We start from the raw sequence: 23,654 nt of genomic DNA, 5'->3' as shown, positions 1-23,654 counted from the left end.
CGTGCCCCTCGCGACCACCGGAGAGCTGGTCACCCGCGCCGCGGAAGCCCGCTCCGCCGTCGCCGCCTTCAACGTCATCACCCTCGAACACGTCGAGGCCGTCATCGCGGGAGCCGAGTCCACCGGCGCGCCCGTGGTCCTCCAAGTCAGCGAGAACGCCGTCAAGTTCCGCTACGGACGGCTCCTGCCACTGGCCCGCGCGGCCGTCACCGCCGCCGAACGCGCCACCGTACCCGTCGCGTTGCACCTCGACCACGTGCAGAGCGACGACCTGCTCCGCCAGGCGGCGCGCGCCGGGTTCAGCTCGGTCATGTACGACGCGTCCCGCCTGCCCTACACCGAGAACCTGGCCGCCACCCGCGTCGCGGCCGACTGTGCGCACAGCCGGAACCTCTGGATCGAGGCCGAGTTGGGGCAGGTCGGCGGCAAGGACGGCGGTCCCCCGCTGGACGCCCACGCGCCCGGCGCCCGCACCGACCCCGGCCAGGCCCGCGACTTCGTCACGCGCACCGAAGTCGACGCCCTCGCCGTGGCCATCGGCAGCGTGCACGCCATGACCACGCGCACCGCCGCCCTCGACCACGACCTGCTCGAACGGCTGTCCGCCGCCCTGCCCGTCCCGCTCGTCCTGCACGGCTCCTCCGGCGTGCCCGACGACGCCCTGGTCGCGGCGGTCGCCGGCGGCATCGGCAAGGTCAACGTCGGCACCGCACTCAACGCGGCCATGACCACCGCGATCCGCGGCTTCCTGGCCGCACACCCCGAGGCCGTCGACTCCCGCAGATACCTCAAGGTGGGAAGGGAGGCCATGGTCCGAGAGGTGGCCCGGATCATCGGCGTCCTCGCCCGCGCTAACCCTTCTTGACGGCCTTCAGCAGCACGAACTTCGGGTCGCTGGCAACCAGTTCGCAGTTCCCGAACAGCCGCTTGAGCTTGACGTGGTACCCGAGGTGCCGGTTGCCGATCACCCACAGCTCGCCGCCCGGCCGCAACGCGCGCTTCGCCCCGGTGAACATCCGCCAGGACGTCGCATCGGACGTCGCCTGATGGGAGTGGAACGGCGGGTTGTTCAGGACGAGGTCCACACTGCCCGCCGCCACCCCGGCCAGCCCGTCACCCACCCGGAACTCGGCATGCCCGGGCACCCCGTTGGCCTTGTACGTCGCCTCCGCCGAGGCCACGGCCTGGAACGACTCGTCCACGAACAGCACTTCGGCCTCCGGATCGGCCAGCGCCACCGCCGTACCGACCGCGCCGTTGCCGCAGCCGAGGTCCACCACGCGGCCCCCGCGTGGACCGGACGGCAGGTGCTGGAGGAAGAACCGGGTGCCGATGTCGAGCCGGTCGGCGCAGAAGACACCCGCGTGGTTGACGACGGTGCGTCCGGAGACCGGGCCGATGCCGTCCGGCAGGGCGTAGCCGTACGGCCAGGGGTTCGCGGGCCGCACGAGGTCCGGGTCGGGGGTGCAGAAGATCAGCCGGGCCTTCTGCTGGGCCGGCGAGGTCCGGGTCGGTCCGAGGATCCGTTCGAACAGCTGGAGTGTGGAGGTGTGGATCTCCTTCACCATTCCGGTGCCCACGACCACCGTCCCCGCGTGCACGGCGGGCGCGAGCCGCAGCAGCTGGTCCTCCAGGAGCGCGAGGCTCTTCGGCACGCGCACGAGCAGCACGTCCACCCGCTCGGGCACCGGGTCCTGGGTGGTGAGCAGGCGCACGGCGCCGGGTTCGACACCGGCCCGCGCCAGGTTCGCCCGGGTCGCCTCCTGACTCAGGAAGGAGTCGGTGATCTGGGTGGGCCGGTGCTCCGAGAGTGCCGTCGCCAGCGCGCCCCAGCGGTCGCCGACGACCACGACGGTGCCCGTCAGCGGCACCTTCTCCTCGGCGAGGTGCCGGAGCAGGTAGGCGTCGGAGGCGTCCCAGGCACGCAGCCGGTCGCGGGGATCCTCGGGGTGGCGGGTCAGTTCGAGCTCGGCCCACGGAGTCGTCATGCGGTCGTTCATCGTGCTCCAGGCTAGCCGAGTCGCAGCTCACGACCGGTCGGACGGGTCTGGGGCAGGATGAAGGGCATGGAGCGCATGGAGCGCACGGAGCACAGGGGGCGCATGGACGCGGAGCTGTTCCCGCGCGAGCGGGCCGAGGTCGCGCCGGGCGCCGTGCACGTCCCGCACTGGCTGGACGCCGAGCGGCAGCGCGCGCTGCTCACCGCCTGCCGGGAGTGGGCGCGGCCCCCGGCCGGACTGCGCACCGTCCGCACCCCCGGCGGCGGCACGATGACCGCCCGGCAGGTCTGTCTGGGCTGGCACTGGTACCCGTACGCCTACGCCCGCACGGTCGTCGACGGCGACGGCGCCCCCGTGAAGCCCTTCCCTCCCTGGCTGGACGAGCTGGCCCGCGGTGCGGTCGCCGACGCGCTCGGCCCGGGGGCCGTCCCACGGGAGCCGTACGACATCGCCCTGATCAACTTCTACGACGCCGACGCCCGCATGGGCATGCACCGCGACGCCGACGAGAGATCCGAGGCGCCCGTGGTGTCGCTGAGCCTCGGCGACACCTGCGTCTTCCGCTTCGGCAACACCGAGACCCGTACGCGGCCGTACACGGACGTGGAACTCCGCAGCGGCGACCTGTTCGTCTTCGGTGGGCCGTCCCGCCTCGCCCACCACGGCGTGCCACGCGTACACCCCGGCACCGCACCCGCCGAGCTGGGGCTGACGGGACGGCTGAACATCACGCTGCGGGTGAGCGGGCCGGCCGCGCGGGGTGGGTGAGACGGGGGAGCGGGGTGGTGGACCGGGGGCTCGCGTCCGGTGGGTGTGCGGATGCGGACGACGCGGAGGCCTGGGCCCCTGTGCGTGGTGGACCCGGGACGGTGTGGGGGCGAGGGGGACGGCGTCGTTCGGGCGGGTGAGCGGGCCGGCGTCGCTCGGCGCGCGAGGGGGTCGGCGTTCGCGGCCGGTCCCTGGGCGACACGCCGCGACCGGGAGGCGGCGGGCTCTTCGCCCCGCGGGTGTGGAGCCGGGACGGCCTGGCCGATGAGCGGGCCGGCGTCGCTCGCGGGTGCGGGGCCTGGCGCCGTGGACGGGGGGTGGGCGTGTGGGCGCGCGGGGTGGGGCAGCGGGGTGGTGCCCGTGTTCGGTGGGTGTCTCGTGTTCGGTGGGGTGCGGGCAGCGTGCGGCCGGGAGGCCGCGGGCGTGGCCCCGCGAGTGTGGGTGTGGAGTCGTACGGGAGCCCGAGCGGGCGTCCGAGCGGGCGCCATGTGGCGGCCGTGAGCCGGTCCCGTGCGGCGGGTGAGCGCGTCAGCGCCGTCGGGCGGGGAGCGGCGGGTGGGCGGGACTCCGCGGCTGTCCGCGCCGTCAGGGCGTGGTCGGTGAGCCGGGCGGTACGCCCCCGCGGGTGAGCGAGCCGGGGGTGGCCCGGTGTCTCCGCCGTTCGAGCACGGCCGCGCAGGCCACGACGGCTGCGGATCATGGGAGACTCGCCCTCATGAGCGGCAAGGAGGCCCCCCGGAAGGCGGGGGAAGGGAACACCTCGAGGGTGCGGCTGGACCGGGGGCGCGGAGCGCTCGGCCCCGCGCTGGAGCTGGTACACACCGGGCGGGCACCGACCCGTGCCGTGCTCACCGCCGAACTCGGGGTCACCCGGGCGACCGCCGGAGCGGTGGCCGCCGAGCTGGAGGCCCTGGGCCTGATCCGGGTGGACGCCCGGCCCACCGCGGCGGCCGGCGCGCAGGGGCGTCCCTCGCACCGGCTGGAGGTCGCCGAGGACGGCCCGGTGGTGCTCGCCGCGCAGGTCCACGCCGACGGTTTCCGCGCGGCGCTGGTCGGCCTGGGCGGGCGGATCGTGGCGACCGCGCCGGGCTGCGAGACGGTCGACGCCGACCCGGCGAAGGTACTGGGCTCGGTCGTGGAGGCGGGGGCGGAACTCCTGCGGGAGACGGGCCTGCGCTGTGTGGGCGCCGGCCTCGCCGTACCGTCCGCCGTCGCCGAACCCGACGGCCTCGCCCTCAACCCCCTGCACCTCGCCTGGCCGGTGGGGGCGCCGGTCCGCCGGCTCTTCGCGGACCGCGTACGCGCCGCTGGCATCACCGGCCCCGCCTTCGCGGGCAACGACGTCAACCTCGCCGCGCTCGCCGAACACCGGCACGGCGCCGGCCGGGGCGCCCGGGACCTGCTGTGCGTGGCGACCGGCCACCGGGGCGTGGGCGGTGCGCTGGTCCTCGACGGCCGCCTGCACACCGGCAGTTCGGGCCTGGCCCTGGAGGTCGGCCACCTCACCGTCAACCCCGAGGGCCGCCCCTGCCACTGCGGCAGCCGGGGCTGTCTGGACGTCGAGGCGGACCCGCTCGCCCTGCTCGTCGAGGCGGGCCGCGCACCCGGACCCGAGGTCTCCCTGCTCCAGCAGGCCAACGACCTGCTGCGCACCCAGTACGCCGACCCGTCCGTGCGCACCGCCGCCGAGACCCTGATCGACCGCCTCGGCCAGGGCCTCGCGGGCCTGGTCAACATCCTCAACCCCGACCGCATCATCCTCGGCGGCCTGCACCGCACCCTCCTGGAGGCCGACCCCGGGCGACTGCGCGCGGTCGTCGCCGGCCGCAGCCTGTGGGGCCAGAGCGGCGGAGTCCCCATCCTGCCCTGCACCCTGGACCACGACAGCCTGGTCGGCGCGGCGGAGCTGGCGTGGCAGCCGGTACTGGACGATCCGCTGGGGGCGCTGCGATGACGGCCGACGCGGTGGACCTCTGGGACGCGCCGCGCATCCGGCTCGTCGAGACACCGGCTCCGGAGCTGTCCCCGCGCCACCGCGCGGCGATGGACCGCCACTGGGAGGAGGCGGTACGGGCCAACCCGGCGCTCTTCGACGGCCCGGTGGCCGCGCTGACGGGGATGGAGCGGGACGGTCCCGACGGCCTGGTCCTGTCCTGGGCCCGGGCCACCTACCGCTACCGCGCCCTGCGCCAGGTTCCGGACGCGCCCACCTGGCCGGCCCTGTTCGTCGCCGTACTGCAACCCTCCGACGACGGCCGGCTGCTGGTGGGCCGGATGTCCCCCTCGACCTCGGCGCCGGGACGCTGGCAGCTGCCCGGCGGGACCGTCGAACCCCCCGACGGACAGGACGAGCTGGACCTGGCCGGTCTGCGCTGCACGCCGCCCGTGAACTGACCGAGGAGATCGGCTCCGACACCCCGGCCGACGCCCTGACCCTGAGGCTGGCCACGCGGGGCGACGGCGGCAACGTCGGCGTCATGTTCACCGCGCCGCCACGTTCGGCGGCCGAGCTGGGCGAGCGGTACGCGGAGCTGGCGAGGGCGGAGACCGCCCGGGGCCGAGAAGCCGAGTTCGACCGGATCGAGCTGATCCGCTCAGCGGCCGCCCTGGACGGACTGGACGGGCCGCGGGCCGACTACCTGGAGCCGGTCGTACGCCGTCACGACCTGACCTCCGACTGAGCCGCGGCTCCCGCCACCGGGCCGGTCTCCTGCCGAGACCAGCCCCCTTCGGCCGTGGCGGGCGGACGCCTTCTGCCGAGGCCGACTGCCCCGCAGCGGACACCGCGACGGCCGACCGCACTCATGGCAGCAGCTTGCCCCCCACGCCCGCGATCCGGCCGGAGGCGGCAACGCGACCGTCCCACAGCGCTCGCAGCGATCGCACATCACCAGTGCCATGACCGTCTCGCCTCCCCGGATCGGTGGCGGGGGTGTTCCGACTCCATCCCTCCATCCTTCGGCCCGTGGCGCCGTCACGTAGCGCCCCACCGAACCGTCACGCCCAGTCGACCGCGAACGCCCGCCCCGGATGCTCCGTGAGGATGCGGTCCACCAGTTCCGCGCCCACCGCCGCAGCCAATCGCGGCCGCACCCGGCGCAGCAGGTAGGGCATCCCGGGGCCGCCGTTCACCGACCGCGCCCCGGCGACGACCGTGTCCCCGCCGAGCAGTACCCGGTCCCCGTACCCGCCCTCCACCAGGGCGAGTACCGCCTCCGGCATGCGCCAGTCGGTGGCGTGATGCGCCAGGGAAGGCCCGTCGAAGGCCAGCCAGCACCCCGACTCGGCGGCCTGCCGGTGCGTCACCGGATCGGGGGAGCGGTTGAGATGCCCGAGGATCACCCGATGTCCGGGCACGCCCAACTCACCGCACAGCAGGTCGAGTACGTCGAGTGCCCCGGTGCCCAGCTCCAGATGGACGGCGATCGGTGCCCCCGTGGCATGGTGCGCCTCGGCCGCGGCGGCCATCGTCCAGCGGGCATGGGCGTCCAGGCCGTGGAAGCCGCCCGCCACCTTGATCAGACCGGCCCGCACCCCCGACGTGCCGATCCCCTCGGTCAGCTCGGATACGAACACCTCGGCCAGGCCGCCCCGCAGACCGTCGAGCAACTCCGGCCCGTAGTGCGCGGCTTGATGCAGGCCCGTCGCGCAGACGATCCGGACGCCCGTGGCGCGGGACAGCCCCGGCAGGTCGGCGGCCCGCCGCCCCATGCCGTACGGCGTCCACTGCACGACGGCGGATCCGCCCGCCGCGCGGAACGCCGCGAGTTCGGCCCGTGCGGCGGGGACGTCGTCGAGTTCCTGGCCGGGCAGCCGAGGGCTGCGCAGGAACAGATGGTCGTGCGCGTCACAGGCGCCCAGTTCCTCGGGGCGGATGTCCCCGAGCACGGTACGGACCTCGCTCACCACTGCCTGCCGCGGGGGAGACGGTCCCGGCCGGGCGCGGACAGGTGCAGCACCTGGAAGACGTCTCCCTCGGCCTTGGGCGCGTCGTGCTCCCAGAGGGAGAAGTGCACCAGCTCCCAGCGGTGCGGATCCACGGCCGCCGCCGCGAGCACGGCACCGTCCTCACCGGCCAGCCGCCGCACCTCGCCGGCCGCCTCCTCCATGAGCGTGGTCAACTCGGCTCCGTCCGGCACCGGTTGCCGCCGTCGCACCGCGAACGCGGCGGAGGCTGCTGCCGCGCCGGGGGTGCCCTCCGCATAGGCGAGGCCGGTCCACTGCCGTACGGCGGGACGGCCGAAGTCGTCCACGATCCCCTGGAAGGCACCGCCCCAGAGGAAGCGGTTCATGCCCTCGACGGTGTTCCACAGGTAGAAGGGGGCGTACTGGTTGACCGGCGAGCCGTGGACGCCGCGTTCGCGCAGCAGGTAGGCCTTGAACCCGAGGCCGTCCCAGCCGTCGAGCAGATGCCCCAGCCGGGCGACCCGGGCGCGGATGACGTCCGGGTCGTAGTCGGCGGGGAGGGTCACCTCGTACTGCATGGCGTGCATCGTTCGGTCCTTTCTCTGGACGGTCGCGCCCGAACCGGCGGGCCGGGGCGGACGTGGGTCGGCGCTCAGTCGCCTTGTGCGGTGGTCCGGGGCGCGAGCAGGGACAGCAGGCCGCGGACGCCCGCGTCGAAGGCGGCGGGGGAGCCGGAGGCGCGGGCCAGCACATAGCCGCCCTGCACGGTCGCGAGGACGGCCGCGCCGATCTCCTTGCCGTCCAGCCCGGGCGCGAACTGCCCGTCCCGCTTGCCCTCTTCGACGATCGCGGCGATCCGCTCACGGATGCATGCGATCGTCTCGTCCACGGGCGCGCGCAGCTCGTCGCTGGCGATCACGTCCGGGTCCATGGTCAGCCGGCCCACGGGGCAGCCGCGCAACACGTCGCGCTCGCGCAGCAGATACGCCTCGATGCGCTCGTACGGCGTCCCCGGCCCGTCCAGGACCGCCTCCGCGGTGGCCCGCAACTCCTGCGCGGTCCGCCGGATTGCCGCCAGGGCGAGATCCGGCTTGCCCTTGAAGTGGTGGTACATGCTGCCCTGGCCGGCGCCGGCGCGCTCCAGGATCGCCTTGGGGCTCGTGCCGACGTAGCCGCGCTCCCACAGCAGCTCGCGCGTGGATTCGATCAGTCGCTCCGGGGTGCTCATACGGGCACTGTACATACCAGTAGGTACAGCGCGCTACCGCGCCACGGCACCCAGCGGGAGCAGCCGTGCTCCGCCGCCGTACTCCCGGGGAGGTACGCGCACTGCCGCCGGCCGCACGACGACCCGGACCCCTCTGCCGGGGGAGTCTCGGAACGTCACAGGACCACCCCACCCACCACGGAGATGAACCGAGATGCAGACCCTGGCCGACTGGGACGGCGGACCCGGCCCATGGATCCTCTTCCTCCCGCTGATCTGGGCGGCCGCCGTGATCGGCGTCGTCACCCTGCTGCGCCGTACCGCCCGGCGTGGCCGCGGCGGCCCGTGGCGGGCCCTGGAGAGCGACCGCCCGGCGGCCGACTCCCCGCTCGCGGTCCTCGGCCGCCGGTTCGCCGCGGGCGAGATCGAGGAGGACGAGTACTGGCGCCGCCTGTCCGTCCTGGAGGAGCAGTTCGGCCGCGCCGGCAAGGGCGGTGCGGCATGACCACGACGACCGCACGGCGTACGGCGGCCCGCGTCGTGGGCGCCGTGAAGCTGTACGGCGCGGGCGACACCGCCGTACGCGCCCTCGATGGCGTGGACGTGGACTTCCCCGCCGGACGCTTCACCGCGATCATGGGCCCCTCGGGCTCGGGCAAGTCCACCCTCATGCACTGCGCCGCCGGCCTCGACACGCTCACCTCCGGCGCGGCCTGGATCGGGGACACCGAACTGGGCGCGCTCGACGACCGCCGGCTGACCCTGCTGCGCCGCGACCGGGTCGGCTTCGTCTTCCAGGCGTTCAACCTGGTGCCGACGCTGACCGTCGAGGAGAACATCACGCTGCCCCTGGACCTGGCCGGCAGGCGCGGCGACCGGGAATGGATCGACACGCTCGTGGACATCGTCGGGCTGCGTGACCGGCTGCACCACCGGCCCTTCGAACTCTCCGGCGGCCAGCAGCAACGCGTCGCCGTGGCACGGGCGTTCGCGGGCAGCCCGGACGTCGTCTTCGCCGACGAACCGACCGGGAACCTCGACTCCCGCTCCGGCGAGGAGGTCCTCGGCCTCCTCGGTCGCGCCGTGCGCGAGACGGACCGTACGGTCGTCATGGTCACCCATGACCCGGTCGCCGCCGCCCACGCCGACGAGGTCCTCTTCCTCGCCGACGGGCGGCTGGTCGACCGGATGTCCTCCCCGACCGCCGACAAGGTCCTGGACCGCATGAAGGCCTTCGAGGTGCGGACGTGAACGCCTCCCTCAGGCTCAGTCTCAACTCCCTGCGCACGCACCGGCGTCGCTTCGCCGGCACCTTCCTCGCCGTGTTCCTCGGCGTCGCCTTCCTGGCCGGCACCCTGGTCATGGGCGACACGCTGCGCGCGAGCTTCGACACCATGTTCGGCGAGGCGGCCGGCGGCACGGACGCCGTCGTGCGCGGCGCCGACGTCATCACCACGCCGGGCAACGCGCAGGGCGTCCGGAGCCCCGTGGAGACCTTGCTGGTGACCGCCGTCGAGCGGGTCCCGGGCGTGGCCGCCGCGGCACCGGACATCCAGGGGGCCGGCCAGCTCGTCGGCGCGGACGGCAGGCCCGTCGGCGGGCAGGGGCCGCCGACCCTCGCCGGCAACTGGATCCCCGACGCGAAGCTCAACCCCTACCGGCTCGCCGAGGGGCGTGCCCCCGCCCGCTCCGGCGAGGTCGTGGTGAACCGCGGCGCCGCGAAGAAGGGCGGGCTGAGGATCGGCGACACCACCGTCCTGCGCACTCCCGACCCGGTCCGGGTGACCATCGTCGGCCTCGCCACCTTCGGCGGCCAGGACGGCATGGGTCAGGTGACCTTCACCGGCATGACCCGGGCCGACGCCGAGAAGCACCTCACCGCGCGGCCCGGCCGGGCGGCGGGCATCCAGGTGCGCGCCGCCCCGGGACTCAGCCAGCGGGACCTGGTGCGCCGGCTGACTCCCGTACTGCCCAAGGGAGTCGAGGCCATCACCGGCCAGCGCGCGGCGCAGGAGAACACCGACATGATCTCCAGCCAGTTCCTGAACCTCTTCACCACCTTCCTCCTCGTGTTCTCCGGCGTCGCCCTGCTCGTCGCCACCTTCTCCATCCACAACACGTTCGCGATCGTGGTCGCCCAACGCGCCCGTGAGAACGCCCTGTTGCGCGCCCTGGGCGCCTCGCGCCGCCAAGTGACCGCCTCCGCCCTCGCCGAAGCCTGCGCCGTCGCCGTCAGCGCCTCCCTGGCCGGACTCGCGGGCGGCGTCGGCATCGCCGCCGGGCTCCAGGCCCTGTTCCCGGCGATCGGATTCCCCTTCCCCGAAGGTGACCTGGTGATCAAGGCGCTCGCCATGGTCCTGCCGCTCGCCGTGGGCCTCGTGGCCTGTCTGGGCTCCGCGCTGTTGCCCGCCGTCCGGGCCGGGCGCACCGCACCGCTGGCCGCGCTGCGCGAGACGGCCGTCGACTCCTCCGGCGCCTCCCGCACGCGGGCCGTCGTGGGTGCCTTCCTCGGCGCCATGGCCCTGGCGGCGGCCTTCACCGGCGTTCTCGTCACACCGTCCGTATGGCTCGCCGGACTCGGCGCCCTCCTCGCACTGGTCTCGTTCGTGGTCCTCGGCCCGGTCGTCGCCACTGCGGCCGTACGCCTCCTCAGCGGCCCCCTGGACCGGCTGCGCGGGGTCACCGGGACCCTCGCGCGGCGCAACGCCCTGCGCAGCCCCGGGCGTACGGCCGCCACCGCGAGCGCCCTGATGATCGGCGTGGCCGTCGTCTCGCTGTTCACCGTGTTCGGTGCTTCCCTGAAGGCCACCATGGACGGGACGGTGTCGCGTTCCTTCGCGGGTGACATCGCCGTCAGCGCGCCCTCCTTCGGGGCGGGCGGCAGCGGACTCAGCCCCCGGCTCGCCCCCGCCCTGCAGCGGCTGCCCGAGGTGGACACCGCCGTCGGCCTCGGTCGCGGCGTCGCCGAAGTCGACGGCAAGGGAAGGGCGTTGACGGTCACCGATCCGGTCGCGCTCGCCCGCGTCCTCGACCTGGGCACGGTCACCGGGTCCCTGCGCGACCTCGGCGGCGACGGCATCGCGCTGACCCGCGCCGAGGCCGACCGGCAGGGCCTGAGCCCCGGCGGCACGGTACGCCTCACGTTCACCGACGGACAGACGGAGAACTTCACCGTGCGCGCCGTCTACGACCACTCCGCGCTCGCCGGCGACTACGTCATCACCCGCGCCGCCTGGCGGCCCCACCGCACCCAGGACGCCGACACGCTGATCGCCGTCACCCTCGCACGCGGGGTGAGCGCCGACGCCGGCAAGGGTGCGGTGCGCGGGACGGCCGCCCGGTACGGCAACCCCGAAGTGCAGACCCGCGACGAGTACGCGCGGTCCTCGGCCGCCGGGATCGACATGATGCTCACCCTCGTCTACGCGCTGCTCGCCCTCGCGGTGGTCATCGCCCTGCTCGGCATCGCCAACACGATCACCCTCGCCGTGCACGAACGCACCCGCGAACTCGGTCTGCTCCGGGCCGTCGGCCAGACCCGCGCCCAACTGCGGGCCATGGTCCGCTGGGAGTCCGTCCTGGTCGCCGCCTTCGGCACGGCCGGCGGCCTCGCCCTCGGGGCCTTCCTCGGCTGGGTCCTGGTCAAGGCCTCCGACGGCGACGGCGACACCGCGTTCGCCTTCGCGCTCCCGCCGGCCCGGCTCGCCGTGGTGGCCTTGGTCGGCCTCACGGCGGGTGCCCTCGCGGGCCTGCGCCCGGCCCGCCGGGCGGCCCGCCTGAACGTGCTGCGGGCGATCGCGACCGAGTGACACTCCGGCGGTGACGGAGGAGGCCGCGGTGTACCCGTCCTGCGTCGGCACCGGCACCGGCCACTCGACCTGGCGTGAGGCCGGGGGCCTCCGGACGCGCGAGGCGGGGTCGCGGGACACGTGAGGTGGGCGGCTGTGCCGTCGTACGACGCACCCCCCCCGTGCGGCCGATGCCGCCCCGCATCACAGGCGTGGAAGATGCGGGCGACGGGTCATCGCGACCCGTCGCCCGCATCCCCCTGCTCCGGGCCGCGCGTGTGCGCGTGCCGGAAAGAGGTCACCGCCCGGTCAGCCGGGAACGGCCGACCGGGCGGGAGCGGATGCCGTCACGGCGGGCGCCGTGACCGGGGCGTGGACGACGGACGAGACGTGGACGACCGAGGGTTCCTGAACAGGCGCGCCGACAGGCTGCGTTCGCTCCACCTCGGTGAGCCGGGGCGTGGGCGGCGGCTCGGGTCTGCGGCCGGGCGAGCGGGCCGGCTGCCCGAGCGCCGCGGAGGGCGCGGGCAGCGTGAACCACACGACCTTGCCGTTGTCGCCGTCCGGACGCGCGCCCCAGCTCTCGCTCACCGCGGCCACCATCGCCAGGCCCCGGCCGCAGGTGGCCAGCGGCGCGACGTCCGGCGTCTGCGCCGTGTCGGCCACCACCGGAAGCCGTGGATCGTGGTCGCGCACCGAGACGGTGAGCCGGTCGGGCAGCAGTTCCAGTTCGACGGTGCACGACTTGTCGGGCCGGGCGTGCCGGTGGACGTTGCTCAGCAGCTCGGTCACACCGAGCGCGGCGCGGTCTATCAACGGGTCCAGATGCCAGTAGCGCAACTGCGCAGATACGATTCTGCGGACCTGGCCGATCCGCGACGGCAGGGCTTGGAGCTCCACCGTGCAGTGCCTGCTTGGGTGACTGATCACGGCTGCGACTCCCCGATGTAGAGGTCCGGAGGATCCGGAGAACACGGAGAACACGGAACACGAAACACGGAATACGGAGAACTCGGCGATACGGAGAACTCGGAGTACACGTGGAACGCGGAGACGGAGAACGACGGATCCAGCAGGGTGCTTGCGTCGAAAAGGCCGCCTGCTGTCGTGCCCGGCGGGCTGGTTCGCAGCGTAACCGCCGGTAAACCCTGAGTGACGTGAGACCAGAGTGACGCAGGGGGTGCGCTACCGCAACTCGCCGCGACGGAACGCAGGTCAGCCGCCGTGTCCGGCCGCCCGGCGCACCGCGTCGATGAACCGCCGGGCCGCCGGCGGCCCCGGCTCACCCGGAGCGGGGTCCTCCTCGCCGAGGGTCAGCTGATACCGATGGCCGTTGAGGTCGGCCCGCGCCCGGTCCCCCGGGGCGAACCAGGGCCTGGACGCGCGCACCGCCTGGACCGGCGCGCTGTCGATCTCCCTGCCGTAGCTGGTGAGCAACTGCAGCCGACCGCCGCTGATCCGGACCCGCCCGGCCCGGGTGAGCGAGCGCAGCCCCTTGCCGATCCGCACCCCAGTGGCCGTGAACTCAGGCTCCGCCATCCTCGCCGCCCCCTCGTGCGCGTAACTCGCCGGATTCCGGCCCCGCACCCCTGTGTGGCCGTACCCCTCCGAGGCCGCACCCGTGCTCGTGCGCTCCGTGGCCCTCGCCCGGAACCGCTTCGCGGAGCCGCTCGGCAGAACCGTTCGCAGAGCCGTTTCACAGCACCGTTCGCGGAGCCGGGCAGGGGGTGCGTCCCCGGTCGGGACGATCGTCCCGACCGGTGCAGTCTGCCCCGGTACGGCCCGGAGCGCCAGTGCGCAGAAGGGGCGCGCGACGGGCGCCCGACGTAGTTGAGCCGTGCGCCCGACGTGCTCTCGCACGCGTGTGCCCCAGCCTGCCTTTGGTTGGCCCAAAGATGCGTTTATGCAGGTGGGGAGCGGTGCGCAAGGTGTCTATGATCGAGGTGCCGGCCGTGCGAGGCTGAGGCGCCGTCGATGCCCGACGTGTCGGCGCCCAGCGTAAGGAGCCCTGCCGTGAGCACCACCCCGCAGACCCGGACCGGCGCCACCCTCGACGTCGACCGCACCGACGCGGTCTACCGTGACTGGCTGAAAGAAGCCGTCCGCAAGGTCCAGGCCGACGCGAACCGCTCCGCGGACACACACCTCCTGCGCTTCCCGCTGCCCGAGGAATGGGGCATCGACCTGTATCTGAAGGACGAGTCGACCCACCCGACAGGCAGCCTCAAGCACCGGCTCGCGCGTTCCCTCTTCCTCTACGGCCTCTGCAACGGCTGGATCCGGCCGGACCGCCCGGTGATCGAGGCGTCCAGCGGCTCGACGGCCGTCTCCGAGGCGTATTTCGCCAAGCTCATCGGGGTGCCCTTCATCGCGGTCATGCCGCGCACCACGAGCGCGGAGAAGTGCCGGCTCATCGAGTTCCACGGCGGTCGGTGTCACTTCGTGGACGACCCGCGGAAGATGTACGAGGAGTCCGCCCGTCTCGCGGGGGAGACCGGCGGCCACTTCATGGACCAGTTCACCTACGCCGAGCGCGCCACCGACTGGCGCGGCAACAACAACATCGCCGAATCCATCTTCCGCCAACTGGAGTTGGAGCGGTTCCCGGAGCCCGCATGGATCGTCGCCACGGCCGGTACCGGCGGTACCTCGGCGACCCTCGCCCGCTACGTCCACTACATGCAGTACGACACCCGCGTCTGTGTCGCCGACCCGGAGAACTCCTGCTTCTTCGAGGGCTGGACCACCGGCGACCCGGACGTCACCTGCGACTGCGGCTCCCGGATCGAGGGGATCGGCCGGCCCCGTATGGAGCCGAGCTTCGTGCCGGGCGCGATCGACCGCATGATGAAGGTCCCGGACGCGGCCAGCGTGGCCGCCGTACGAGCCCTGGAGCGGGCCATCGGCCGCAAGGCGGGCGGCTCGACGGGCACGGGTCTGTGGAGCGCGCTGAAGATCGTCTCCGAGATGGTGGCCGAGGGCCGCACAGGCAGCGTCGTCGCCCTGCTGTGCGACCCGGGCGACCGCTACCTCGACAAGTACTACTCCGACAGCTGGCTGGAGGAACAGGGCCTGGACATCACCCCGTACGCGGCGGCGATCGACTCCCTGCTGGCGACGGGCGTGTGGCCGGACTGAGCGCCCCGGCCGGCCGGTCGGCGCGTGCGCCCGTGCCGACCGGAATCCGACCGGCGCGCGGTCGGCCGACGTTCCGTCAGAGGTCCCCGGCGTCTCCGGCGTCTCCGGCGTCCCCGGCGTCCTGGGCGTCCCCGGTCTCCTGGGCGTCCCCGGTCTCCGGGGTGTCCCCGGCCTCCCGGGTGTACTCGGTGTCGTAAGGCTCGCCCGCCACCACGAGCCGCCGCAGGTGCTCGGAGATCTCCTCGCGCGCCTCGACGGGCAGACCCGCGTCGGTGACCAGGGTGTCGACCTGCTCCAGGGTGGCGAACGAACTCAGACCCACGGTCCCCCACTTGGTGTGGTCGGCGACGACCACGACCCGGCGCGCGGACTGCACCAGCCGCCGGTTGGTCTCCGCCTCCGCGAGGTTCGGCGTGGACAGGCCGGCCTCCGGCGATATGCCGTGCACACCGAGGAAGAGCAGGTCGAAGTGGAGCGCGGCGATCGCCTGGTCGGCCACCGGGCCCACCAGCGAGTCGGACGGGGTGCGCACCCCGCCGGTCAGCACCACCGTGGCCGCGCCCTGCCGCTGCCCCGAGGTGCGCTGCGCCGCGTGGAAGACGTCCGCGACCCGCACCGAGTTCGTCACCACGGTCAGGTCGGGCACCTCCAGCAGGTGCTGCGCGAGCGCGTACGTCGTCGTACCGCCGGACAGCGCGATCGCCGTACCCGGCCGGACCAGTCGCGCGGCGGCACGCGCGATGTCCTCCTTGGCGCTCAGCTCCATACCCGACTTGGCCTCGAAGCCCGGCTCGTGCGTGCTCGCCTCCAGCACCGGCACCGCGCCGCCGTGCACCTTCTCCAGCACACCCTGCCGGGCGAGCGCGTCCAGATCGCGGCGCACGGTCATGTCGGACACGCCGAGCTTGCGGGTCAGTTCGTTGACCCGGACGCCACCCCGGCGCCGGACCTCGTCGACGATCAGGGCGCGGCGCTGCTCCGCGAGGAGGTTCTGATTCTCGCTCACGTACGCTCCGGTCCTTTCGCCGCAAACCTGTCCGACAACGCCCGGCACGCCGGCTCCGACCTGGACGTTCCAGCTGTCCGGAGCTGCGCGGGCGTCCCATCCTTTCACGGGCCCCCACCGGGCGCGCCACCGGCTGTCACGACGCACGCATGCCATTTCGGGCCCCTGGCGGGGAGCACCCCTCGGGGCCCTCGTCACACGTATCGGGGAGATTCCGTGACGGGAGGTGTACGCGGCCCCCGCACCGGCAATCCTGTTGCGCGCACGGACTCAGGTCCTCAGACGTGTCACGGGGGAAGTGCGAGACAGTGGAACGCGCGCAGGAACGCACCGCCAAGCCGAGAACGCACGACGTCGCGGCACGGTCCGCGCAGGCGGAGCGCGGCCTGGAACTGCTGGTGCACGGAGTGGGCGGCAACACACCGGAGAAGATGCTCGGCGACCCGCGCACCGTCCGGATCACCGGCGACGACACCGCGGCCGTCTTCCGGCGCGCCCACGACGCCGAGGACAGCGGCGGCACCCCGGGCGCCGTTCCCGCCCGCGGCGCCGAGCCCGGGGGAGAGCACCACGACGGTCCCGTGCCCGAGGCGTACGTCTGGTGCAACCTCACCTCCGGCGACGGCACCCGCGCCCTGTGGCTGTTGCTGCTGCCCTTCATGGTGGTGAACCTCGCCCACTGGATGCGCCCCGCCGCGCACGGGCGCACCCGCACGGTCCGGCTGTACGGCCTCCTCGTCCGCCTGGCCGCGCTCACCCTGACCGTGCTGCTCGTGGCCGCAGCCTGCGAGGTCGCCCTGGACCTGGTGGCCTGGCAGTGCGCGGGCGTCGCCGCCTGCGCCGGCCGGCACTCCTGGCTCTCCTTCCTCTCGCCCGCCGCCTCCGGCGACGGCTGGTGGAGCCTGCCCGGCCGTCGGCTCGCGCTCGCCGCAGTGGCCCCCACCGTGCTCACCGGCCTGCTCTGGTACCTCTCCCGGCGCACCTGGCGGGAGTACGAGTCGCACCGGCCGATGGCCCGCGCTCCCGAGCCGGGAGACGAGGGCAGCGCCCTGGCCCGGCCCGGCTTCTGGTACGGGCGACGGCTCGTGGCCAGGCTGCGCGCGGCCCACACCGCCGCGGGACTGCTGACCGTCGCGGCCGCCGTCACGACACCGGCGGCCGTCCTCGACCACCACGCGGGCGGTCCCGTCGCCCTGGACGTCCTCGGCAGACTCCTCGGCGTGGCCCTGCTCGGCTGGGCGGCCGCCGTGGTGGCGGTGGTCTGCCGCCGCGGCCGCAGCGAGGAGCGCCTCGACGGCGCGCTCGACCGGCGGCTCGAACGCCGTCTTCCGCTCGGCGCGCTGGGCCTGTTGCTCCTCGCCGTGCTGTACGCCGGCTGGTCCCGGCCCGGCTGGCACTCCACCGGACGGCTGCCCGGCGACCCGGCCTTCGGCGCCCTCATGCTGGCCCAGGGACTGCTCGCCGTGGCCCTCGCCGCCGTCGCCCACGACCTGTACCGGCGCCACCCCGACCCGCGCGCCGGTATGCGCGGCCTCGGCGGACCGGCGGTCGCGCTGCTCGCCTGCGCGCTGGGCGGCGTCATCTCCGGCGGCGTCGCCCAGCGCGTCGGCGACTGGCTGGACGGCACCCGCGCCTCCATCGCCGGCCCGCCCGTGCTGCTCACCTGGCAGGCCTCCGTGATCCCGCCGCTCCTCGTCGTACTGCTCGCCCTCGTCGCCGTGCTGGCCCGGCGCACCGCCCGCCTCGCCCGCGCGGAGCGCGAACGCGTGCGCCACGAGCACCCCGGTGAGCCCGAGGACCCCTCCCGCACCCGCGGCATCGCCCAGGCCCGCGCCATGGCCACCCTCACCGACCGCGCGCCCCTCGTCGTAGCCGTACTCTTCGTCACCACCCTGCTGCTGGGCGCGGGCGCGCTGGCCGGCGCCCTGGCGACCGGCGAGTCCCCCGAAGGCGCGGCCGGCCGGACGTACGGCTTCGTCCGGGCGGTGGCCGAGACCTCACAGAACCTCGGCTCCTGGCTGGCCGGTGTCGGCTTCCTGCTGTTCGTCACCCTGGGGCGGCGCGCCTACAAGAACGCCTCCGCGCGGCGCACCATCGGCATCCTGTGGGACATCGGCACGTTCTGGCCGCGGGCCGCCCACCCCTTCGCGCCGCCCTGCTACGCCGAGCGCGCGGTGCCGGACCTGACCTGGCGGATGGCGACCTGGACCGAGCGCACCGGCGGCCGGCTGGTCCTGTCCGGCCACTCCCAGGGCAGCGTCCTCGCGGCCGCCGCGGCCTGGCAGCTCACGCCCGCCGTCCGCGAACGGGTCGCCCTGCTGACGTACGGCTCACCGCTGGAGCGGCTGTACGGCCGCTGGTTCCCCGCCCACTTCGGTCCGTCCGCGCTCGCCGCCCTGCACCGCGACGTCGGCTGCTGGCGCAACCTCTACCGGCACACGGATCCCATAGGCGGCCCTGTCCGCATCCCGTCCGGCACGGCCGCGGACGTCGACCACGAGCCGCTGCGCGACCCCCTCGCCTACGGCCGCACGGCCGAACACCCGCTCCCGGCACCGATCCTCGGTCACTCCGACTACCAGGCCGACCCCGTCTTCGCCCGCGAACGCGCCCGTCTCCTGGCCCGGCTCAACCCGGAGGTACCGGGGCCGCGCCCCGACCCGACACCCCCGGCCGCCTGACGCCGCCCGCTCGACGCAGCTCACCCGACCGCGCACGCTCAGGAGGGTCAGGAGGCGAAGGGGCCGGCGGGCCGGCCGCCGGGCGGTCACCCGGTGGGGTCAGGACAGCCGCGGGCGACGTCAGGGAAGATCAGGAAGGTCCTCGTCGAACAGCAGGGTGAGGTCGTCGGTGCTGGGGTCGTCGAGCTGGGCGACGCGGCTCGCGTGACGCTCCACCATCGCCTCGAACGTCTGCCGCGCCGTGCGCCCGTTGCCGAACGCGGGGCCCTTCGGGATCGCGGTGAGGTACTTCACCAGCGCCTCCGAGGCGCCCGGCGCCAGCCGGTACTCGTGCTCATCCGCCTGCTGCTCCACGATCCTGAGCAGCTCCTGCGGGCTGTAGTCACCGAAGGTGATCGTCCGTGAGAAGCGGGAGGCCACCCCGGGGTTGACGGTCAGGAAGCGTTCCATCTCCGCCGTATAGCCCGCGACGATCACCACCACCGCGTCCCGCTGGTCCTCCATCAGCTTCACCAGCGTGTCGATGGCCTCCTTGCCGAAGTCCCGCCCAGCGTCCTCCGGCGACAGCGCGTACGCCTCGTCGATGAACAGCACACCGCCCCGCGCCCGTTGGAAGGCCTCCTGGGTGCGGATCGCCGTCGAACCGATGTGCTCGCCCACCAGGTCGACCCGGGACACCTCGACCAGGTGCCCCTTCTCCAGCACCCCGAGGGAGGCGAGGATCTCCCCGTACAGCCGGGCGACGGTCGTCTTGCCGGTGCCCGGGGAACCGGTGAAGACCAGGTGCCGCTTCACCGAGGCCGCCTTCAGACCCGCCCGCTGCCGGCGCCGGCCCACCTCGATCATGTCGGTCAGCGCCCGCACCTCGCGCTTGACGCTCTCCAGCCCGACCAGCGCGTCGAGTTCACCGAGCACGGCCTTCGACGTCCGGGCCGGCTGCTCCGGCTCGGCCTGGGCGGCGGGCGGCTCCGGCTCCGTGCCGCGCTGCCCGGGAATGGCACCGAGCAGCCCGCCGCTGGAGGGGGACGCCGTCTGCACGGCGGTCTCGTGCGATGCCGGCGGCCGCAAGCCGCCGCTCTCGTCGCTGGTGCAGTCCTCCACCACCGGACCCGATCCCGAACCCGCGTCCGGCCCCGCGTCGGCGAACTCGAACCCGCCGCGCGCACACCGTTCCGTACGGCACTTGCGAAGCGTCGTACGGCAGCCGTCGAGCACATGGAAGCCGTAGCCGCCACTGCCGCCGACCCGGCAGTTCAGGAAGCTGCCCCGGCCGCCGGCGGACACGTAGAAACCCGCCTCGGCCGGCGAACCGACCGTGCAGCGCTCGATGGTCGGGTCGGCGCCCTTGGTGACGATCACGCCGGTCTGGGTACCGTCCAGGGTGCAGTTGCTGAGCGTGCCACCGCTGCCGTGGTCGCGGAACCAGGCACCCGTCGCCGCCTCGCGGATCCGGCAGTCGTCGAGCTGCGCGGTCGCCCCGTCGCTCACCGACACGGCCGTGTTGCGCACCTGGGACAGGTCGCTGTCGACGACGTCCACGCGCGAGCCGCGGTCGAGCACGAACAGCGCGTCCGGTACGTCGTGCACCCGGCACGAGTCGAGCACGGCCGTGGCGCCGTCGCTCACCCACACCGCCGGATAGTCACCGGTGCTGTCGAAGATCTCGCACTGGTTGGCGTCCACACGGGTGCCCGGGTCCCACACGGACAGACCGTTGCGCCCGAACTGACGCACCGTCGTCCGGGTCAGCGTCAGCACCGAACGCGACCGCAGGTCGATCGCGTTCTCCGGGATGTCGTGGATCCGGCAGTCGGCGAGCGTGAGCACCGCGTCCGTGTCGAGCGTGACCCCGTCGGCCGAAGTGCGGTGCACATCGCAGTCGGTGAGATGCGCCGAGGCCCGCTGGGTCACCTGCACCCCCGAGCCCCGCACCTCGTACACCTCGCAACCGATCGCCTCCAGCGCGGAGTTCTCACCGGTCGCGCTCAGTCCGGTGCCGGAGGCGTGGTGCACCCGGCAGCGTTCCAGGCGCGGGTGGCCGCCGCCGCGGACCGCCACTCCCGCCTGCCCGGCCGCGACGATCTCGCACTCCTCGAACACCCCGCTGCCGCCGTCGAGTACGGCGATGCCGATGCCGGCCGGGTTGTCGACCGTGCAGCGGCGCACGGTCGGCCGGGCCGCCGCGCCCCGCACCTCGATGCCGGCGGCGGAGCGTGCCACGATCCGTACGTCCGTCAGTTCGGGTGTGCCGTCCTCCACCAGCAGCGCGGGTGACGCGGAGTCCTGGCCCTCCAGGTGCAGGCCCTGCACCACCGCCGAGGCCCGCACCGTCAACGGCACGCCGTCCGAGGGCGCGATCCGCACCGAGCCCGACGATCCCTCGGGTCCACGCAGCGTCACCGCCCGCTGGATGACCAGGTTCTCCCGGTAGGTGCCGGGGGCGACGGTGAGGACGTCACCCTCGGCGGCGGCCTCCAGGGCGGCGGCGAGCGAGGCGTACTCACCTGTGCGGCGCCGCCACCGCGATGTACCGGTGTGCGTCACCTGGACGGTGCCCTGTGCCATGGCGTTGCTGTGCCCCCACCTCGTGGTACTCGTGCTCGCTCACCTGCGGGGCGCCGTGGCCGGTTCCGGTGCCGCGACCGCGCTCGGCCCTGGGCCGACGCCTGTTCGCGTGCCGGACACCGGCGCGCCCTTTCGGCTCGCTCGCGCGCGGGTCGATGCCGAATGCGAGTCGGCCGGTCCACCGTAGCGTGCCCGCGTACGGTGGGTTGACCAGAGACGGAACGCGGTCAGCAGCCCGTGCCCGCCTTGCCCCAGTCCGGACCCGCCCGGTCCCATGCCCTGTCCCAACGCGCGTACCGGCGCCGGACCATGTGCCAGACGACCAGGCGGCGGCCGCTCTCGACCAGCCCCGCGACGGCCAGGGCGGCCCCGATCCCGGCGAGCACCGCGTGTGTCGTCGCCGTTTCCGCGTCCAGGGGGCGGGTCGTTATTCGGCCGTGCGGATCCGTCCAGAGGCTGAAGTGGTCGCCGTGACGCGGGGACCGGAGGTCCGTGAGGGTCGACCCGCGCCGCCGGGTGCCGTCCGGCGCGGCCCAGTCGGCCAGGACCCGGCTGCGGGCCTCGCGCGCGACGCCGATGTCGGATTCGACTTCCGGCGTGGCGCCGCCCAGCCGGCGTACGACGGTGGCCGAGACGAGATGGCGGGAGTGCTGCTGCGCCCCCGCCGACCGCTGCAGGGACTCCTGCGCGGCCGTACCGGTCAGGAGTCCGCTCATCGGAGCGGCCACCGCGATCAACAACAGTGCCGCGAGGGCCACCCATGCCTCGGCCAGGTCGGTGGCCCGGCACAGTGGATTGCGCCGCCAGCGCCACAGACCGTTCAGTGCCCGCACGTTCCCCACCCCCTTCGGCTCCGTGATAGCCGCCGTCGCCGCCGCTCACCCTCCGGTCCCGCGAAGAGAGAGCGACGTCACGTCGGATTGCCACGTCTCACGGATTTCTCATCAGCCCAACGACGGGGACCCGCCCCCGGTTCCCGTCGAGTTGAGACACATCGGCACCGAGCCGTCGAGTGCGATGTGGGGCGCGCCGGAGCGGCTTCGTCACCCAAGCACGCGCACGGGGTCGCCCACCCGGATCGTGCCGGGCGTGAGCGGCACGAGGTTCTGGCCGAAGACCAGCTGTCCGGCGCGGTTGCGGTGGCGTGCCAGTGTGCGCAGGGGCTCACGGCCGCGTACGGCGGTGCCCTGGTCGGTGGTGGTCACGACGCAGCGCCCGCAGGGCCTGGCGACCCGGAACTCCACCTCGCCGACGGAGATCCGCGACCAGTGGTCCTCGGCCCAGGCCTCGGTGCCCGCCACGACCGCGTTCGGCCGGAAGCGGTTCATGGGCAGCGGGCCCTCGTCGGCGTGGTCGCCCTCCGCCAGCAGGGAGTTCAGTGCGTCGAGGGAGGCGAGCGTGGTGACCAGGAGCGGGTAGCCGTCGGCCAGGCTGACCGTCTCGCCGGGAAGCGCGTAAGGGGGGTCGACCGGGCGGCGGGTCGCCGGATCGTCGAGGTGGACCAGCCGGACCTCGGCTCCCAGATACGCGGTGCACCAGTCATGAGCGGCGTCGGAGGCCGGGACCGCCTCCACCTTGGTGCCGAAGATGTCGATGGCCAGCGTCCGTTCCGGTTCCGGGACGGGCACCGTGAGCGGCACCTGACCGGGCGCCGACAGCACGATGCCGCCGCCGGGCAGAAGCTCGGCGGCGGCCAGTGCGAGGCGCGGCTGTTCGCGCTGTGTGACGACCTTTCCCCCGTCGTCTACGAGTGCCCAGCGCCGGTCTCCGGCCAGCCCCCAGGGCTCCACCACGGCTTCCTGGGGCGACAGGCCCCGGAACGCCTTGACCGGATGGACGTGCATCGACCTCAGTGTCGCGTTCCCCATGGGACCACCTTGCCAGGTGACAGGGCGCCGGGGACGCGGTCAGTAGCCCCGGTACTGCTGGTTGTTGTACTGGTCCGGGTAGGACGGCTGCGGCGGCCGTGGGGCGGCCGGGCGCATCGCGTCGTAACCGCCGGTGCCACCGCCCTGCGTCATCGGACGCGGCGGCTGCGGGGCCTGCGGTCCGGGGTAGCCGCGCGGCGCGCCGGCCTGCTGCGGGATGTACGCGGTGGGTGCCTGGTGCATCGGCGCGGGCTGCTGCGCCTGCTGTCCGGGGTAGCCGTACGCGGGAGCCTGCGGGGACGGGGCCGCCGGGAGGGCGGGCAGCGCCGACGGGAGCGCGGGCAGGTTGCTTCCCGCGTCGTAGGCGGAGGGGACCCGGATCGGGGCGATCTGCGGGGTGCCCCGCTCGGCCACGAGCGAGTCATAGATCGGGGTGTCCGGGAAGGAGGCGGAGTAGTAGCCGCCGCCATAGGTGGAGCGGGGGGAGGTCATGGCACATAAGTTAAGCCCACGATGTGCTGGTTGGGGAGACCGATAAGAGGGTTGTTTTCCGTGTCGGCCGTGATCTGGGATCCCCAATCCGAGCGAACTTGGCAAAAAAGGACGCCATTCGATGTTTGGATCGTGTAAAGGCCAAGTTCCGAGGGGGTTACCGGCGGTTGGCCGGCGATCTTTCCGCGCTGGTCGTGGGCGTGCCCCGCGGGCGGGAATACCTTGAACGGGCAGG

21 protein-coding genes are annotated in these 23,654 nt (G+C 73.9%); 10 read left to right on the top strand and 11 right to left on the bottom strand.

Annotation, left to right across the window (positions count from 1 at the left end; translation table 11 throughout):
- Position 1 precedes the first annotated feature (1 nt).
- Positions 2-865 (top strand): class II fructose-bisphosphate aldolase, encoded by an 864-nt coding sequence (locus tag OIB37_RS04370; RefSeq protein ID WP_330456175.1) that lies wholly within the window; start codon positions 2-4, stop codon positions 863-865.
- Here the strand turns inward: OIB37_RS04370 and OIB37_RS04365 are convergent.
- The gene (locus OIB37_RS04365; RefSeq protein ID WP_330456174.1) at positions 852-1,988 is read right to left on the bottom strand and encodes a methyltransferase; all 1,137 of its coding nucleotides are present in this window, start codon (positions 1,986-1,988) and stop codon (positions 852-854) included. The two genes, OIB37_RS04370 and OIB37_RS04365, sit on opposite strands and share 14 nt — an antisense overlap.
- A 114-nt stretch (positions 1,989-2,102) precedes the next feature.
- Here OIB37_RS04365 and OIB37_RS04360 point away from each other — a divergent pair, with 114 nt between their 5' ends.
- The 4 genes from OIB37_RS04360 to OIB37_RS04345 all read left to right on the top strand — a co-directional run bounded on the left by OIB37_RS04360 (position 2,103) and on the right by OIB37_RS04345 (position 5,449).
- The gene (locus OIB37_RS04360) at positions 2,103-2,768 is read left to right on the top strand and encodes an alpha-ketoglutarate-dependent dioxygenase AlkB family protein (RefSeq protein ID WP_330461769.1); all 666 of its coding nucleotides are present in this window, start codon (positions 2,103-2,105) and stop codon (positions 2,766-2,768) included.
- Between the two features lie 715 nt (positions 2,769-3,483).
- The gene (locus OIB37_RS04355; protein ID WP_330456173.1) at positions 3,484-4,722 is read left to right on the top strand and encodes an ROK family protein; all 1,239 of its coding nucleotides are present in this window, start codon (positions 3,484-3,486) and stop codon (positions 4,720-4,722) included.
- Positions 4,719-5,162 (top strand): hypothetical protein, encoded by a 444-nt coding sequence (locus OIB37_RS04350; RefSeq protein WP_330456172.1) that lies wholly within the window; start codon positions 4,719-4,721, stop codon positions 5,160-5,162. The genes OIB37_RS04355 and OIB37_RS04350 overlap by 4 nt, the downstream gene beginning before the upstream one ends.
- Positions 5,163-5,245: 83 nt before the next feature.
- On the top strand, positions 5,246-5,449 hold the full coding sequence (locus tag OIB37_RS04345) for a hypothetical protein (RefSeq protein WP_330456171.1): 204 nt from the start codon (positions 5,246-5,248) through the stop codon (positions 5,447-5,449).
- 316 nt (positions 5,450-5,765) lie between these two features.
- Here OIB37_RS04345 and OIB37_RS04340 read toward each other — a convergent pair whose 3' ends face one another.
- The 3 genes from OIB37_RS04340 to OIB37_RS04330 all read right to left on the bottom strand — a co-directional run bounded on the left by OIB37_RS04340 (position 5,766) and on the right by OIB37_RS04330 (position 7,902).
- Positions 5,766-6,674 carry a phosphotriesterase family protein gene (locus tag OIB37_RS04340; protein WP_330456170.1) on the bottom strand — a complete coding sequence of 303 codons (909 nt, stop codon included), beginning with the start codon at positions 6,672-6,674 and terminating at the stop codon, positions 5,766-5,768.
- Complete coding sequence (locus OIB37_RS04335; RefSeq protein WP_330456169.1) at positions 6,671-7,261, bottom strand: DUF4865 family protein; 591 nt, start codon at positions 7,259-7,261, stop codon at positions 6,671-6,673. The genes OIB37_RS04340 and OIB37_RS04335 overlap by 4 nt, the downstream gene beginning before the upstream one ends.
- A 65-nt stretch (positions 7,262-7,326) precedes the next feature.
- Positions 7,327-7,902 carry a TetR/AcrR family transcriptional regulator gene (locus OIB37_RS04330; protein WP_330456168.1) on the bottom strand — a complete coding sequence of 192 codons (576 nt, stop codon included), beginning with the start codon at positions 7,900-7,902 and terminating at the stop codon, positions 7,327-7,329.
- Between the two features lie 193 nt (positions 7,903-8,095).
- Here OIB37_RS04330 and OIB37_RS04325 point away from each other — a divergent pair, with 193 nt between their 5' ends.
- Genes OIB37_RS04325 through OIB37_RS04315 form a run of 3 tightly spaced genes read left to right on the top strand, consistent with a single transcriptional unit; the run spans position 8,096 to position 11,690 of the window.
- Positions 8,096-8,386: an SHOCT domain-containing protein gene (locus OIB37_RS04325; protein WP_330456167.1), complete on the top strand. Its 291-nt coding sequence runs from the start codon at positions 8,096-8,098 to the stop codon at positions 8,384-8,386.
- Positions 8,383-9,132, top strand: coding sequence for an ABC transporter ATP-binding protein (locus tag OIB37_RS04320; RefSeq protein WP_330456166.1), 750 nt, complete (start codon positions 8,383-8,385; stop codon positions 9,130-9,132). The genes OIB37_RS04325 and OIB37_RS04320 overlap by 4 nt, the downstream gene beginning before the upstream one ends.
- Complete coding sequence (locus tag OIB37_RS04315) at positions 9,129-11,690, top strand: ABC transporter permease (RefSeq protein ID WP_330456165.1); 2,562 nt, start codon at positions 9,129-9,131, stop codon at positions 11,688-11,690. Before OIB37_RS04320 ends, OIB37_RS04315 begins: the two co-directional genes overlap by 4 nt.
- A 288-nt stretch (positions 11,691-11,978) precedes the next feature.
- On the opposite strand, the gene OIB37_RS04310 is transcribed toward OIB37_RS04315, so the two are convergent.
- Together OIB37_RS04310 and OIB37_RS04305 are read right to left on the bottom strand one after the other, a co-directional pair.
- Positions 11,979-12,599: an ATP-binding protein gene (locus OIB37_RS04310; protein WP_330456164.1), complete on the bottom strand. Its 621-nt coding sequence runs from the start codon at positions 12,597-12,599 to the stop codon at positions 11,979-11,981.
- A gap of 285 nt (positions 12,600-12,884) precedes the next feature.
- Positions 12,885-13,208 (bottom strand): hypothetical protein, encoded by a 324-nt coding sequence (locus OIB37_RS04305; RefSeq protein ID WP_330456163.1) that lies wholly within the window; start codon positions 13,206-13,208, stop codon positions 12,885-12,887.
- Positions 13,209-13,682: 474 nt separating this feature from the next.
- Here OIB37_RS04305 and OIB37_RS04300 point away from each other — a divergent pair, with 474 nt between their 5' ends.
- The gene (locus OIB37_RS04300; RefSeq protein ID WP_330456162.1) at positions 13,683-14,807 is read left to right on the top strand and encodes a PLP-dependent cysteine synthase family protein; all 1,125 of its coding nucleotides are present in this window, start codon (positions 13,683-13,685) and stop codon (positions 14,805-14,807) included.
- A 76-nt stretch (positions 14,808-14,883) separates the two neighbouring features.
- Here the strand turns inward: OIB37_RS04300 and OIB37_RS04295 are convergent, their stop codons facing one another.
- Positions 14,884-15,813 (bottom strand): DeoR/GlpR family DNA-binding transcription regulator, encoded by a 930-nt coding sequence (locus tag OIB37_RS04295; RefSeq protein ID WP_330456161.1) that lies wholly within the window; start codon positions 15,811-15,813, stop codon positions 14,884-14,886.
- A 308-nt stretch (positions 15,814-16,121) separates the two neighbouring features.
- Between OIB37_RS04295 and OIB37_RS04290 the strand changes: the two genes are divergently transcribed.
- Entirely contained in the window at positions 16,122-18,494 is a 2,373-nt protein-coding gene (locus OIB37_RS04290; protein WP_330456160.1) for a hypothetical protein, read from the top strand.
- A 120-nt stretch (positions 18,495-18,614) separates the two neighbouring features.
- On the opposite strand, the gene OIB37_RS04285 is transcribed toward OIB37_RS04290, so the two are convergent.
- From OIB37_RS04285 to OIB37_RS04270, 4 genes are all read right to left on the bottom strand, one after another.
- Positions 18,615-21,059, bottom strand: coding sequence for a right-handed parallel beta-helix repeat-containing protein (locus tag OIB37_RS04285; RefSeq protein ID WP_330456159.1), 2,445 nt, complete (start codon positions 21,057-21,059; stop codon positions 18,615-18,617).
- A gap of 227 nt (positions 21,060-21,286) precedes the next feature.
- On the bottom strand, positions 21,287-21,892 hold the full coding sequence (locus OIB37_RS04280; RefSeq protein ID WP_330456158.1) for an Rv1733c family protein: 606 nt from the start codon (positions 21,890-21,892) through the stop codon (positions 21,287-21,289).
- A 210-nt stretch (positions 21,893-22,102) separates the two neighbouring features.
- Positions 22,103-22,927 carry an MOSC domain-containing protein gene (locus OIB37_RS04275; protein ID WP_330456157.1) on the bottom strand — a complete coding sequence of 275 codons (825 nt, stop codon included), beginning with the start codon at positions 22,925-22,927 and terminating at the stop codon, positions 22,103-22,105.
- Between the two features lie 39 nt (positions 22,928-22,966).
- Positions 22,967-23,419 (bottom strand): DUF6643 family protein, encoded by a 453-nt coding sequence (locus OIB37_RS04270; protein ID WP_330456156.1) that lies wholly within the window; start codon positions 23,417-23,419, stop codon positions 22,967-22,969.
- Between the last annotated feature and the right edge of the window lie 235 nt (positions 23,420-23,654).

Source organism: Streptomyces sp. NBC_00820 (genome assembly GCF_036347055.1).
Lineage (GTDB): Bacteria > Actinomycetota > Actinomycetes > Streptomycetales > Streptomycetaceae > Streptomyces.
Note: the sequence above shows the minus strand (reverse complement) of the source record. Positions and strands in the feature narration are given on the sequence as shown.